The organism is Frigidibacter sp. ROC022 (assembly GCF_024723735.1).
GTDB lineage: Bacteria > Pseudomonadota > Alphaproteobacteria > Rhodobacterales > Rhodobacteraceae > SLM-1.
The window spans coordinates 22,522-35,079 of the sequence record NZ_JANQDU010000008.1; the positions used below are offsets into that span (position 1 = coordinate 22,522).

15 protein-coding genes are annotated in these 12,558 nt (G+C 67.0%); 14 read left to right on the top strand and 1 reads right to left on the bottom strand.

Annotated elements, in window-relative coordinates; genetic code table 11:
* Positions 1-69 precede the first annotated feature (69 nt).
* A complete protein-coding gene (locus tag NUW50_RS20610; RefSeq protein ID WP_258291073.1) occupies positions 70-1,035 on the bottom strand; it encodes a LysR family transcriptional regulator in 966 nt (321 codons plus the stop codon).
* Positions 1,036-1,260: 225 nt separating this feature from the next.
* Between NUW50_RS20610 and NUW50_RS20615 the strand changes: the two genes are divergently transcribed.
* The 14 genes from NUW50_RS20615 to NUW50_RS21540 all read left to right on the top strand — a co-directional run.
* The gene (locus NUW50_RS20615) at positions 1,261-2,214 is read left to right on the top strand and encodes a dihydrodipicolinate synthase family protein (RefSeq protein ID WP_258291074.1); all 954 of its coding nucleotides are present in this window, start codon (positions 1,261-1,263) and stop codon (positions 2,212-2,214) included.
* 22 nt (positions 2,215-2,236) lie between these two features.
* Positions 2,237-3,121 (top strand): DMT family transporter, encoded by an 885-nt coding sequence (locus NUW50_RS20620; protein ID WP_258291075.1) that lies wholly within the window; start codon positions 2,237-2,239, stop codon positions 3,119-3,121.
* 139 nt (positions 3,122-3,260) lie between these two features.
* Positions 3,261-3,824 carry a 3-hydroxyanthranilate 3,4-dioxygenase gene (locus NUW50_RS20625; protein WP_258291076.1) on the top strand — a complete coding sequence of 188 codons (564 nt, stop codon included), beginning with the start codon at positions 3,261-3,263 and terminating at the stop codon, positions 3,822-3,824.
* Between the two features lie 53 nt (positions 3,825-3,877).
* Positions 3,878-5,047, top strand: coding sequence for an ABC transporter substrate-binding protein (locus NUW50_RS20630; RefSeq protein WP_258291077.1), 1,170 nt, complete (start codon positions 3,878-3,880; stop codon positions 5,045-5,047).
* 91 nt (positions 5,048-5,138) lie between these two features.
* Positions 5,139-6,056 carry a branched-chain amino acid ABC transporter permease gene (locus tag NUW50_RS20635; protein WP_258291078.1) on the top strand — a complete coding sequence of 306 codons (918 nt, stop codon included), beginning with the start codon at positions 5,139-5,141 and terminating at the stop codon, positions 6,054-6,056.
* Positions 6,053-7,012, top strand: a complete 960-nt coding sequence (locus NUW50_RS20640) for a branched-chain amino acid ABC transporter permease (protein WP_258291079.1) — start codon at positions 6,053-6,055, stop codon at positions 7,010-7,012. Before NUW50_RS20635 ends, NUW50_RS20640 begins: the two co-directional genes overlap by 4 nt.
* Positions 7,009-7,764 (top strand): ABC transporter ATP-binding protein, encoded by a 756-nt coding sequence (locus NUW50_RS20645; protein ID WP_258291080.1) that lies wholly within the window; start codon positions 7,009-7,011, stop codon positions 7,762-7,764. The genes NUW50_RS20640 and NUW50_RS20645 overlap by 4 nt, the downstream gene beginning before the upstream one ends.
* Entirely contained in the window at positions 7,758-8,459 is a 702-nt protein-coding gene (locus NUW50_RS20650) for an ABC transporter ATP-binding protein (RefSeq protein WP_258291081.1), read from the top strand. Before NUW50_RS20645 ends, NUW50_RS20650 begins: the two co-directional genes overlap by 7 nt.
* On the top strand, positions 8,440-9,255 hold the full coding sequence (locus NUW50_RS20655; protein WP_258291082.1) for an aspartate dehydrogenase: 816 nt from the start codon (positions 8,440-8,442) through the stop codon (positions 9,253-9,255). The genes NUW50_RS20650 and NUW50_RS20655 overlap by 20 nt, the downstream gene beginning before the upstream one ends.
* 85 nt (positions 9,256-9,340) lie before the next feature.
* A complete protein-coding gene (locus NUW50_RS20660) occupies positions 9,341-10,213 on the top strand; it encodes an alpha/beta hydrolase (protein ID WP_258291083.1) in 873 nt (290 codons plus the stop codon).
* Between the two features lie 133 nt (positions 10,214-10,346).
* Positions 10,347-10,514, top strand: a complete 168-nt coding sequence (gene rpmG / locus NUW50_RS20665; RefSeq protein WP_258291084.1) for a 50S ribosomal protein L33 — start codon at positions 10,347-10,349, stop codon at positions 10,512-10,514.
* Between the two features lie 114 nt (positions 10,515-10,628).
* Positions 10,629-11,135: a GNAT family N-acetyltransferase gene (locus tag NUW50_RS20670; protein ID WP_258291085.1), complete on the top strand. Its 507-nt coding sequence runs from the start codon at positions 10,629-10,631 to the stop codon at positions 11,133-11,135.
* Between the two features lie 66 nt (positions 11,136-11,201).
* Positions 11,202-12,353 carry an alpha-hydroxy acid oxidase gene (locus NUW50_RS20675; RefSeq protein ID WP_258291086.1) on the top strand — a complete coding sequence of 384 codons (1,152 nt, stop codon included), beginning with the start codon at positions 11,202-11,204 and terminating at the stop codon, positions 12,351-12,353.
* A gap of 78 nt (positions 12,354-12,431) precedes the next feature.
* Positions 12,432-12,558, top strand: a 127-nt coding sequence (locus NUW50_RS21540) for a sigma factor-like helix-turn-helix DNA-binding protein (protein WP_443135128.1), incomplete at its 3' end; no start/stop codon positions are given.

Genomic DNA, 12,558 nt, shown 5'->3' on the forward strand with positions numbered 1-12,558 from the left:
CGACAGTCACATTCGCGCAGGCATCGGATCAACGGAATTGACCAAATACAGATATCCGATTGCGTGATATCAGAAGCTGGTCTCGGCGGGCAATATCCGCGTCGCCGCCCGGCGCAGCGCGTCGAGAAAGGCCATGCCGGCGGGTGACAGGCTGTCCTCGCCCCGATGCGAGACGCCTACCGGCCCGGCGCCGAAGGGCACGTCCCAGTCGATCCGCGCCAGCAGTCCGTTCTCGATGTCCAGCGCCGCGACATGGGCCGGCATCAGGCCGACGAAATCATGGCTGCGCAGCAGCGAGCGGTTGGCCAGGTAGGAGACCGATTCGATCGCCACGGGGGGGTCGTATTGATCCTGCCGGACAAAGAACTGATCGGTCTGGCGCCGCAGCGTGGTCTCGACCGGGGGCAGGATCCAGCCATAGGGCCGAAGCTGATCGAAGGTGACGGCCTTCCGTCCCGCCAGCGGATGCTGGGTTCCGGTGACGGCGAGCATCCGTTCGTCGTAGAATTTCTCCTGCGCCAGCTTCGTGCGGTGGCGATAGCTGGGCAATCGGCCGACGATCATGTCGATCTCGCCCGACTGCAGTGCCGGCATCAGCACCTCGTTGGTGCCCTCGACGATCTTGATCGCCACATTGGGCCGGTCCTGAAGGATCGTGTCCACCGCCACCGGCAGCAGATAGGGCGAGGCCGCCAGCAGGGTGCCGACGATGACCCGGCCGCTGTTTCCTTCGTTGAGGTCGTCCAGCTCCTGCGCCGCGTTCGAGACCTGGGCGAAGATCAGCTTTCCGTGACGGATCAGCGAGGTGCCGAAGACCGTCGGCACGACGCCGCGATTGGTCCGCTCGAACAGCTTTACCTCGAAGTCGATCTCGAGGTCCTGGATCATCTTGGTCGCCGCCGGCTGCGAGATGCCCAGTTCCCTTGCCGCGTTCTGGATGTTGCCATGCCGCCCGACGGCGATCAGCAGCCGCAACTGGCGCAGTTTCAACCGTGTCAGGGCGCGTTCGACGATACGGGAGTGCCGCGAGACCAAGATGCCTCTCCTCGATTCTGGCGGCCGGAGATCGGCTCGGCTGGCCTTCTCTTGTCGCCGCTGCGAAGATATCAGGAATTTCCGGACGGTTGCTATAACAATTTTGGATAGCCAGTTCGGGCCAAAGCGGTTGGTTTCGCCTTTCGATCCTGACTGTATCCACCATGATCTCCGGCGGCCCGCCGCCGCCGGCACCGACAGCCTGACTCCCCGGGAGCGAGAGACATGAAATACGCCAAGACCGAAGCCAAGGCCCATGCGCGTGAGACGATGCGCGGCATCTGGGCCGCGGCGCTGAATCCGTTCGATGAGACCCTGGCCCTGGACGAGGTCGGGCTGCGCCGCAACATCCGGCACTGGATCGACGATCTTGGCATTCAGGGCCTGTTCATCGCCGGAAAGCAGGGTGAGTTCTGGTCGTTGTCGCTGGACGAGCGCAAGCGGAACATGAGCCTTGCGGTCGAGGAATGCGCCGGCAAGGCGGGCACGATCATGTCGATCTCGGACCAGAGCGTCGATACGGTGCTGGAGCTCGGCCGCCACGCGCAGGACTGCGGCGCCGACTATGTCGTCGTCCATGCGCCGATGCTCAGCTTCTGCCACGACCGCGACGAGGTGCTCTACAACTACTACAAGTATCTCTGCGACCGGCTCGATATCGGCATCGCGATGTGGAGCCACCCCGACAGCGGCTACCTGATGGCGCCCGAGACCTGCGCCCGGATTGCCGAACTGCCCAACATCATGGCGATCAAATATTCGGTCCCGCGCGAGATGTATGTGCGGCTGACGCAGATGGTGGGCGACAAGATCCTGGTCTCGACCTCGGCCGAGGATGACTGGCTCGACAATATCGAGGAGCTTGGCTGGCAGCTCTATCTCTGCTCGTCGCCGCCCTACCAGATCCAGACCAGAAACGATCAGCGGATGAACGAATATACCGAACTGGCCTTCGCCGGGAAATTCGACCAGGCGCGGCGGGTGCGCGACAGTCTGAACCCGGTGCGCGAGGCGATCCGCTCGACCAAGCCGGGCGGCAAGCCGACGGCGCATGGCAAGTACTGGCAGAGCCTGCTGGGCCAGGTCGGCGGACGGGTGCGGCATCCGATGCTGGAACTCACCGAGGCCGAGAAGGCGGCCACCCGCGCGGCTTTCGAGAGCTGCGGTCTGCGGCTCTGAGCGATGCAGCACAGGCCCGGCGATGACGGGTGAGCTCCTGGCCCTGCTGGCGGCGCTTGCCTATGGCGTCGCCGGGGTGGCGATCGTCCGGGGCAAGGCCACGGCGCAGGGTGACAACGGTGTCTTTCTTTCGGTCCTGGCGACGGCCGTTCTGACCTTCGCGCTCTGGCTCGGCTGGGGCAGGGTGCCGCCGCGGGAGCTGGCCGATCCCGCGCATGCGCTGCCGCTGGCGGTCTTTGCCCTGGCCGGGCTGTTCTCGATCGCGTTCGGACGGCAGACCATGTATCGCGCGACGGAGCGGATCGGCGCGGTCAGGGCCAGCCTGCTGCGCCGGTTGACGCCGGTTTTCGCGCTGCCCTTCGCCTATCTGCTGCTTGCCCAGCTTCCCGGCGCCCGGACAATCCTGGGCGGTGCGGTGATCGTCGCCGGCGTGCTCTTCTACCGGCCCGGTTCGGACCGGACGGCGGGGGATGTCCCGGCGGCGGGGGTGTTGCTGGGTATCGCTTCGGCGGCGTTCTATGCGGCGGCCTATACCTTGCGCCGATTCGGGATGGACTGGCTGCCGGATGCGGCGCTCGGCGCCTGCATCGGTGCCTTGACCGGTTGCCTGTGGTTCGTGGCGGGCGCGCTGCTGCGCCGCGACCGGGGACAGGCCCTGCGCCGGCTCCTGGCGGACCGGGGGCGGTGGCACTGGCTGACGGCCCTGTCTCTCAGCATCGGCCAGACACTCCAATTCTTCGCGCTGAAATCGGCCGCAGTCGCGGTGGTCGCCGTCATCGGCACGATGGAGGTCTTCTTTTCGGCGGCGCTGGTGATGGCGATGGGCGGGGTCCGGGCGGTGCCGATCGCCCGGCTGGCCCCGGCGGCGGCCCTGGCCGCGATCGGCACGGCGCTCCTGCTGCTCTGATCCGGCCAGATATCAGCAACACGGATACCCACTTTCTCTGAAACAAATATTCCTTTAGCACTATCTCGCCTAGGCTCTGTCGCGCAACGCGATCGCCCTTCGTGCGGCGCGCTGGCGGATCATATTGGAGGACGACCGAATGACCGAACATCCGACGCTGAAGCCGTTCAATTTCAAGAAATGGGTCGCCGACAATGCCGACAAGCTGCGTCCGCCGGTCGGCAACCAGCTTCTGCACAAGGAAGGCGACATGATCATCATGGTCGTCGGCGGTCCCAATACACGGGTCGACTTTCACGACGATCCGGTCGAGGAATGGTTCTTCCAGCAGAAGGGCGACATGATGCTGAAGATCGCCGATGGCGGCGAGATCTATGACGTGCCGGTGCGCGAGGGCGAGGTGTTCCTGCTGCCGCCGCATGTGCGGCACGCGCCGCAGCGGCCGCAGGAGGGCTCGATCGGCATCGTGGTCGAGGCACCGCGCCAGCCCGGCATGGTCGAGGGATTCGAGTGGTATTGCTTCAACTGTTCGGCAAGGGTGCACCGCGAGGAAGTCTCGCTGGACGGGCCCGGCGGGATCGTCACCGCGCTGCCGAAGATCTACGATGCCTTTCACGAGAGCATCGAAGCCCGGACCTGCCCGGAATGCGGGACCGTGCATCCGGGCAAGGGCAAGCCGCCCGAGGGCTGGGTTCAGCTCTAACAAGAATGACCGCGCGCGGACCAAACCGCGGCGCACAAACCAGGGAGACGATGATGAAAGCAAAGGGATTATTGATCGGGATCGGCCTCGCGGCGACGCTGGCCCTGCCGAGCCAGGCCGAGGATGCGGTGGAGATCGGCATGATCACCACCCTGTCGGGACCGGCGGGCTATCTGGGGCAGGACATCCGCGATGCCTTCCAGTTGGCGATCGACATGGAAGGCGGCACTCTGGGTGGCGTCCCGGTGGAACTGAAGGTCGAGGACGACGGGTTGAACCCCGGCAAGGGCCGCGAGATCGCCGAGGGCTTCATCCAGAATGACGGGATCAAGCTGCTGACCGGCATCGTGTTCTCGAACGTCGCGATGGCGGTGGTGCCCGAAGTGCTGGACGGCGGCGATTTCTACGTCAGCCCGAACGCCGGGCCGTCGCCGCTGGCGGGCAAGGGCTGCGACCAGAACTACTTCGTCGTTTCCTGGCAGAATGACGCGCTGCACGAGCCGGCCGGGGTCGCGGCCAGCGATGCCGGATACAAGACGGCCTATGTTCTGGCGCCGAACTACCAGGCCGGCAAGGATGCCATCGCCGGCTTCAAGCGGACCTTCACGGGCGAGATCGTCGGTGAAACCTACACCCCGCTGGGCCAGACCGATTTCGCTTCGGCCATGGCCGAGATCCGCGCTGCGGCGCCGGATGTCGTCTATGAATTCTATCCGGGAGGCATGGGGATTGCCTTCCTCAAGCAGTATTCGCAGGCCGGACTGACCGGGCAGATCCCGCTGGTCCTGTCCGAACCGTCGCTTGACGCGGTGATCCTCAAGGCGGTCGGCGACGCGGCGGTCGGCGTGCAGCTGACCTCGCATTGGAACGAGGATTTCGACAACGCGTCGAACAAGGCTTTCGTGGCGGCCTGGAAGGAAGCCTATCCGGACCGTCCGATGACGACCTATGCGAGCCAGGGCTACGATACCGCCCTGCTGATCGCCTCGGCGCTGAATGCGGCGGGCAGCCCGGAAAACGAGGACGCTTTCCGCGAAGCCCTGCGCAAGGCCGAGTTCGAGTCGGTTCGCGGCGCCTTCAAGTTCGGCGCCAACCAGCATCCGATTCAGGACTGGTATCTGCTGAAGATCGAGGCCGGCGCCGATGGCTCGGCGACGACCACGACGCAGAAGAAGCTGCTGTCGGACTATGGCGACCCCTACATGAGCCAGTGCAAGATGTAGGAAGACCCGCTTAGGGCGCAAAGTCGGGGGGCGCGTCTGCCGCCCCCCGCGATCCGCACGGCGCACCGGGCCGGCGACGACGGGCGACAAGATGATCCTGATAATCGAACAAATCCTCAACGGCCTGCAATACGGCGTCATGCTGTTCCTGCTGGCCGCCGGGCTGACGCTGATCTTCGGCATCATGGGGGTCATCAACCTGGCCCATGGCTCTCTCTACATGGTCGGCGCCTATGCCGGGACTTGGTTCGCCGCACTGACCGGTTCGTTCTGGCTGGGCCTGCCGGCGGCGCTGATCGCGGCCGCTCTGGCCGGGGCGGCGCTGGAGCTTCTGGTGATACGGCGGCTCTATCACCGCAGCCATCTCGACCAGGTCCTGGCGACCTTCGCCATCATCCTGATCGCCAATGAAAGCATCACGCTGCTGTTTGGCCGGCAGCCGGTCTTCACCCTGCTGCCCGAGGCCTTCTCGGGTTCGGTCGAGCTGCTGCCCGGCCTGTTCTACCCGGCCTATCGGTTGCTGATCATCGTCGCGGGGCTGCTGGTCGCTCTGGGTCTGTCGCTGCTGATCACCCGCACCCGGATCGGCATGCTGGTGCGGGCCGGGGCCACCAACCGCGAAATGGTGCGAGTCATGGGGGTCGATATCCGGATGCTCTACACGGCGGTCTTCGGCCTCGGCGCCCTGCTGGCGGGACTCGCCGGCTACCTGACCGGGCCGATTTCGGCGGTGCAGGTGGGCATGGGCGAGCATATCCTGCTGCCTGCCTTCGTCGTCGTGGTGATCGGCGGCACCGGCTCGATCCGCGGCGCCTTCGTCGCGGGCATCACGCTCGGGGTCATCGACACCTGCCTGCGGGCCTTCCTGCCCGACCTTCTGAACCTGATGATGCCGGTGGCGCAGGCCGATGCGCTTGGCCTCGGCATCTCCTCGATGGGGATCTATCTGCTGATGGCGATCGTGCTGCTGATCCGGCCCAAGGGCCTGTTCCCGGTCGGTGCGACATGAGGCAACCCGTCGCGATCCTTCTGGCGCTGGTGGTGCTGGCCGTGCTGCCGACACTGGCGGCCTGGGCCGGGAGCCCGGCCACGGTGCCGCTGGCCACGAGAATCCTGATCTACGGGATCGCCGCGGCCAGCCTGAACTTCGCGCTCGGCTACGGCGGGATGATCTCGTTCGGCCATGCCGCCTTCTTCGGCATCGGCGGCTATGTCGTGGCGATCCTCTTTACCCACTGGTTCAACGAGGCGCCGATCTTCGGGCTGATCCCCGGCACCAACCAGCTGCTGATCACCCTGCCGCTGGCGATCGTGGTCTCGGGCCTCTTCGCCGCGGCCATCGGGGCGCTGTCGCTGCGCACTGGCGGGGTGCAGTTCATCATGATCACCCTGGCTTTCGCGCAGATGCTGTTCTTCCTCTTCGTCTCGCTCAAGGCCTATGGCGGCGAGGACGGGCTTTCGATGCGGCGGCCCGATGCCTTCCTCGGCCTCAACCTGCGCGACCGGCCGACGATGTACTACCTGACCCTGGTCATCACCGTTCTGTTCTTTGCCGGGCTGCGGCGGCTGGTGCGGTCGTCCTTCGGCACCGTGCTGGACGGCATTCGCCAGAACGAGCGGCGGATGGAGGCGCTTGGCATCGCCACCTACCGGCACAAGCTGTTCGCCTTCATCCTTTCGGGCATGGGGGTCGGCATGGCCGGTGCGCTGATGGCCAACGCGATGCGCTATGTCAGCCCCGACATGATGCATTGGTCGCGCTCGGGCGAGCTGATGATCATGGTGATCCTCGGTGGCACCGGCACGCTTCTGGGGCCGCTCTACGGTGCCGCGGCGCTGCTGCTTCTGGAGACCTGGCTGGCCGGCTGGACCGAGCATTGGAGCCTGGGCGAGGGGCTGGTGCTGCTGGCCGTGGTGATGTTCAGTCGTGGCGGTCTGATCGCCCTGCTCCGGAGGCGGACATGAGCGCGGTGCTGGAGGTCTCGGGCCTGGTCAAGCGTTTCGGCGGGCTGGTCGCAACCGACCATGTGACGCTGGATGTGCAGGCGGGCGAAATCCACGCGCTGATCGGCCCGAACGGGGCCGGCAAGTCGACGCTGATCAACCAGCTCAGCGGCGAGATCGCGCCGGATGCCGGAACCATCCGGCTGCTGGGCCGGGACGTCACCCATGAACCGGCCCATGCACGGGTGCGGCTGGGCCTGGGGCGCACCTTTCAGGTGACTTCGTTGCTGGACGAATGCACGGTCTCCGAAAGCGTGGCGCTGGCGGTGCAGGCCCATGCCGGCGGCAATCTCAAGCTCTGGGACCGGGCGGCGAACCGCACCCCGGTACGGACCCGGACCGAGGCGCTGCTGGCCGGCACTGCGCTGGAGCCGCGTGCCGCGATGCGGGCGGCGGACCTGTCGCATGGCGAGCGCAAGCAGCTCGAACTGGTCATGGCGCTGGCGCTGGAGCCGAAGCTGATGCTGCTGGACGAGCCGATGGCGGGGCTCGGCCATGTCGAGAGCGGCGAGATGATCGAGGTGCTGCGCGGCCTGCGCGCGCGCGCCGGGGTGCTGCTGGTGGAACATGACATGGACGCCGTCTTTGCCCTGGCCGACCGGATCTCGGTCCTCGTCTATGGTCAGATCGTCGCCTCGGGCTCGGTCGAGGAAATCCGCGAGAACCCCGAGGTCCGGGCGGCCTATCTGGGCGGGGAGGACGAGCTGTGCTGAACATCTCGGGTCTTCAGGCCGCCTATGGCGCCAGCCAGGTTCTGTTCGATATCTCGCTGGAGCTGAAGAACGGCGAGGTGGTCACGCTGATGGGCCGCAACGGCATGGGCAAGACCACGACCGTGCGGGCGCTGATGGGGCTGTTGCCGACGCTGGGCGGGACGCTCAGCTTCGACGGCCAGTCGCTGGCCGGCCGGCCGCCGGAACGGATTGCGCGGCTGGGGCTCGGTCTGGTTCCCGAAGGGCGGCAGATTTTCCCGACCCTGACGGTGCGCGAGAACCTAGTCGCCACCGCCGCCAACCGCCTGAACCATGCCGAACCCTGGACCCTGGCGCGGGTCTACGAGCTGTTCCCGCGGCTGGCCGAGCGGGCCGGGCAGGCGGCGGGCACGCTGTCGGGGGGAGAACAGCAGATGCTGGCGATCGGCCGGGCGCTGATGACCAACCCGCGGCTGCTGATCCTCGACGAGGCGACCGAGGGGCTGGCGCCGGTGATCCGCACCGAGATCTGGCACTGCATCGCGCATCTGAAACAGGCCGGTCAGTCGATCCTGTTGATCGACAAGAACCTTGCGGTGCTCAAGCGGCTCGCCGACCGGCATTACATCGTCGAGAAGGGGCGCATCGTCTGGACCGGCAGCGGCCCCGACCTGGAGCGCGACGCGGAGAAGGTGCATGGCTGGATCGGGCTCTAGACCACGGCTGGTGCTGATCGGCTGGGGTGCCATCGCGACGCGGGTCGCGGCGCTTCTGGCCGAACGCCGGGCGCCGGTCGATCTTGTCGGGGTCGCGGTCCGCGATGCCGCGACCGCGCGCAAGGGCCTGCCCGAAGGGGCGCGGCTGATCGACGATCCGGCGGCGCTGGCCGGGCTGTCGCCTTCGCTGGTGGTCGAGGCGGCGGGCCGGGAAAGTGTCGCCCCCTGGGCCCGCGCGACGCTGGCCCTGGGCCTGCCCTTCGCCGTCTCATCGACCTCGGCCCTGGCCGACGACCGGCTGCTGGCCGAGCTGATCGGGGCAGCCCGAACCGATGGCGGTGCCCTGCTGATCCCGCCCGGTGCGCTCGGCGGCGTCGATGCGCTGGCGGCGGCGGGACGGCTGGGCCTGGACTCGGTCGTGCACGAGATCGTCAAGCCGCCTCGTGCCTGGCGCGGCACCCCGGCCGAGACGCTCTGCGACCTGGACGCCCTGACCGGACCCACGACCTTCTTCGAAGGCAGCGCACGCGAGGCTGCCGACGCCTTTCCGCAGAACGCCAATGTCGCCCTGATCACCGCGCTGGCCGGGATCGGCCCCGACCGGACCCGGCTGCGGCTGGTGGCCGATCCTGCGGCGGCGCTGAACGGCCATCACATCCTGGCCGAGGGCGATTTCGGCAGGCTCGACATGCGGCTGGAGAATCGCCCGCTTGCCACGAATCCGAAATCCTCGGAACTGACCGCGCTGAACCTGGTGCGGCTGATCGAGAACACCGCCGCCCCGCTGCGCCTCTGACAGGACTGATCGCCATGGCCCGTCCATCTGCCTTCACCCTCTTCACCCCGAGCCGGGGCCGCCCGGCCGGCGCGGAGGGCAGGGCATGACCGATCTGGCGCAGGAAGCCCTGTTGCCGCGGGACGAGATCGACCGCGACTACACCGCCCGGCTGACCGCGACGCCGGAAGAGTTCACCCGGATCATCGACCGCTATGCCAGCGAAAGCGCGGCGGCGCGCCGGCTTCCCGGCACCCGGCTGGACCTGCCCTATGCCGGCGAGGGCGGGCCCTGTCTCGACCTGTTCGGCACCGCGCCGGGCGCGGCGCGGCCGCTGTTCGTCTTCATCCATGGCGGCTACTGGCGGGCGCTGTCGAAGAACGAATCGGCCTTCATGGCGCCGATGCTGGCGGAACACGGGATCGCCACGGCGGCCATCGACTACAGCCTCGCCCCCGCAGCCGGAATGACCCGGATCGTCGGTGAGCTGCGCGAGGCCTTGGCCTGGCTCTGGCACAATGCCGAAAGCCTCGGCATCGACCGGAACCGGATCGTGGTCGGCGGCAGTTCGGCCGGCGGGCATCTGGCGGCGATGCTGCTGTCGCCCGGCTGGCAGAAGCAGCATGACCTGCCCGAAGATGCGGTGGCCGGGGCGCTGCCGGTCAGCGGGCTGTTCGAACTGGCACCGATCGCGGCCAGCCATGTGCAGGAATGGATGCAGCTGACCGAACAGGAGGTCGCGGACTTCAGCCCGCTGCGCCACCTGCCCGCCGGCGGCCGTGTCACCCTGGCCATGGCCGAGCGCGAGACCGCCGGCTTTCATCGTCAAAGCAGGGTCTATGCAAAGGCGCTTGCCGGGGCAGGGGTCTCGGTTCGGCTGCTGGAAATCCCCGATCGCAACCATTTCGACGTGATCCTGACCCTTCTCGATCCGCAATCGACCCTGTCGCGGGCGCTGCTGGAGCTGTTCGGGGACTGAACGGCCCCGCGCCCCGGGCGGATTGCCGGAAATCCGGGTTGACAGTGCCGGGGGCATCGCTAAAAGGCGGGCTTCGAGAGATATGACCGGCGGACGCCCGCGACGGGCCGCGCCGCCGACGAAAGGGACCATCATGGCCAAGCCGACGACCATCAAGATTCGCCTGAACTCGACCGCCGAGACCGGGCATTTCTATGTCACCAAGAAGAACGCCCGGACCATGACCGAAAAGATGTCGGTACGAAAGTACGACCCCGTGGTGCGCAAGCATGTCGAATACAAGGAAGGCAAGATCAAGTAGGATCGCCTTCGCAGTAGCAGACACAGGCCGCACCGGGACCCCGGCGCGGCCTTTTCCTTTCCCGATCTCCGCCCCGCCAGTGTCCTCACCCCAGAGAACCGAACGGGACAGATCATGGATACGCAGACCCTCACCCTCCGCCGCACCACCCCCGCCGATCTGGCGGCGCTGGATCAACTCTATTCGCGCAGCTATCCGAACCTGCTGAAGGCGGACTACCCGCCCTCGACGCTGGTGATGGCGCTGCCGCTGATCGCCCGGGCGCAGCCGCGGCTGCTGGCCTCGGGAAGCTTCTATCTGGTCGAGAGCGACGGCGAACCGGTCGGCGCCGGTGGCTGGAGTTGGGGCGGGCCGCAGGGTGGCGCCTCGCCGACCCATATGGCGCATGTCCGGCATCTGGTCACCGATCACCGCCGGGTCCGGCAGGGCATCGCGCGGCGGCTCATGGGCCATGTCCTGGCCGAGGCGAAAGCCGCCGGGGCGCGGATTCTCGATTGCCAGTCGACCCTGACGGCGGTGCCCTTCTATGCCTCGCTGGGCTTCCGCGAGGTCGGGCCGATCCTGATCCAGCTGCGGCCGGGGATCGAGTTTCCGGCGGTCCGGATGCAGAAGGTGCTCTAGCGGCCGGGCCCGGGGCTTGCCCCCGGCGGCCACACGGGCCTATCACCGTGCAGCCGGAGGATGCCCATGCGCTTGAAGCACTGCCACAATTTCCATGATTTCCGCCGCCTGGCGCGCCGCCGCCTGCCCGGGCCGATCTTCGACTACATCGATGGCGCCGCCGATGACGAGGTGACCAAGGCCCGCAACACCGAAGCCTTCGACTCGGTCGATCTGGTGCCGAACGTGCTGCGCGGCGTGACCGATGTGGATCTCTCGGTCACCGTGATGGGGCAGAAGCTGGCGATGCCCTTCTACTGTTCGCCCACCGCGCTGCAGCGGCTGTTCCACCATGACGGCGAACTGGCCGTGGCGCAGGCCGCCGCCGCATACGGGACGATGTTCGGGGTCTCCTCGCTGGGCACCGTCAGCCTGGAGGCGGCCCGCGAGGTGAGCACCGCGCCGCAGGTCTATCAGTTCTACTTCCACAAGGACCGGGGCCTGAACGCGGCGATGATGGAGCGGGCCAAGACCGCCGGAGTCGAGGTGATGATGCTGACCGTCGACAGCATCACCGGCGGCAATCGCGAGCGCGACCTGCGCACCGGTTTCTCGATCCCGTTCCGGCTGACGCTGGCCGGCATGGCGCAGTTCGCGATGAAGCCGATGTGGGGGATCAACTATGTCACCCACGAGAAATTCCGCCTGCCGCAGCTTGACGACCACGTCGACATGGGCGGCGGTGCGCTGTCGATCGGGCGCTATTTCACCGAGATGCTCGATCCCGGCATGACCTGGGATGACGTTGCCAGGATGGTCGCCGACTGGGGCGGGCAGTTCTGCCTGAAGGGAATCATGTCGGTCGAGGATGCCCGCCGCGCGGTCGAGATCGGCTGCACCGGGATCATCCTGTCGAATCACGGCGGAAGGCAGCTTGACGGCTCGCGCTCGGCCTTCGACCAGCTGGCCGAGATCGTCGATGCGGTCGGCGACAGGATCGACGTCATCATGGACGGTGGCGTGCAGCGCGGCAGCCATGTGCTGAAGGCGCTCAGCCTGGGGGCCAAGGCGGTCGGGGCCGGGCGCTATTACCTGTTCCCGCTGGCTGCCGCCGGGCAGGCCGGGGTCGAACGGGCCCTGGGCCAGATGCAGGCCGAACTGATCCGCGACATGCGGCTGATGGGGGCGTCGAAGGTCTCGGATCTCAGCCGCGACAATTTGCGGTTTCGCGGGACCTAGATGTGAACTCTCAGTAGGTTGTTCATCCGATCCGGGGTTAGGCTGCAATCGCCAAACCACAGCCGAGGACCCCGAAGGATGAACAACCCGCATCAAGGTGCCCGTCTTACCGTCCATAGTCGAGAGCTGATCGTTGCCCGGCGCGCCGAAGGTCGTCCGGTGGCGCAGATCGCCGCCGAGTTCGGGGTGTCCGTGCGCACGGTCT

What these genes read in the sequence shown, in the direction of transcription:
- NUW50_RS20615 (WP_258291074.1), top strand. Translation starts at nt 1,261, where the DNA reads ATGAAATACGCCAAGACCGAAGCCAAGGCCCATGCGCGTGAGACGATG.
- NUW50_RS20620 (WP_258291075.1), top strand. Translation starts at nt 2,237, where the DNA reads ATGACGGGTGAGCTCCTGGCCCTGCTGGCGGCGCTTGCCTATGGCGTC.
- NUW50_RS20625 (WP_258291076.1), top strand. Translation starts at nt 3,261, where the DNA reads ATGACCGAACATCCGACGCTGAAGCCGTTCAATTTCAAGAAATGGGTC.
- NUW50_RS20630 (WP_258291077.1), top strand. Translation starts at nt 3,878, where the DNA reads ATGAAAGCAAAGGGATTATTGATCGGGATCGGCCTCGCGGCGACGCTG.
- NUW50_RS20635 (WP_258291078.1), top strand. Translation starts at nt 5,139, where the DNA reads ATGATCCTGATAATCGAACAAATCCTCAACGGCCTGCAATACGGCGTC.
- NUW50_RS20640 (WP_258291079.1), top strand. Translation starts at nt 6,053, where the DNA reads ATGAGGCAACCCGTCGCGATCCTTCTGGCGCTGGTGGTGCTGGCCGTG.
- NUW50_RS20645 (WP_258291080.1), top strand. Translation starts at nt 7,009, where the DNA reads ATGAGCGCGGTGCTGGAGGTCTCGGGCCTGGTCAAGCGTTTCGGCGGG.
- NUW50_RS20655 (WP_258291082.1), top strand. Translation starts at nt 8,440, where the DNA reads ATGGCTGGATCGGGCTCTAGACCACGGCTGGTGCTGATCGGCTGGGGT.
- NUW50_RS20660 (WP_258291083.1), top strand. Translation starts at nt 9,341, where the DNA reads ATGACCGATCTGGCGCAGGAAGCCCTGTTGCCGCGGGACGAGATCGAC.
- rpmG (WP_258291084.1), top strand. Translation starts at nt 10,347, where the DNA reads ATGGCCAAGCCGACGACCATCAAGATTCGCCTGAACTCGACCGCCGAG.
- NUW50_RS20670 (WP_258291085.1), top strand. Translation starts at nt 10,629, where the DNA reads ATGGATACGCAGACCCTCACCCTCCGCCGCACCACCCCCGCCGATCTG.
- NUW50_RS20675 (WP_258291086.1), top strand. Translation starts at nt 11,202, where the DNA reads ATGCGCTTGAAGCACTGCCACAATTTCCATGATTTCCGCCGCCTGGCG.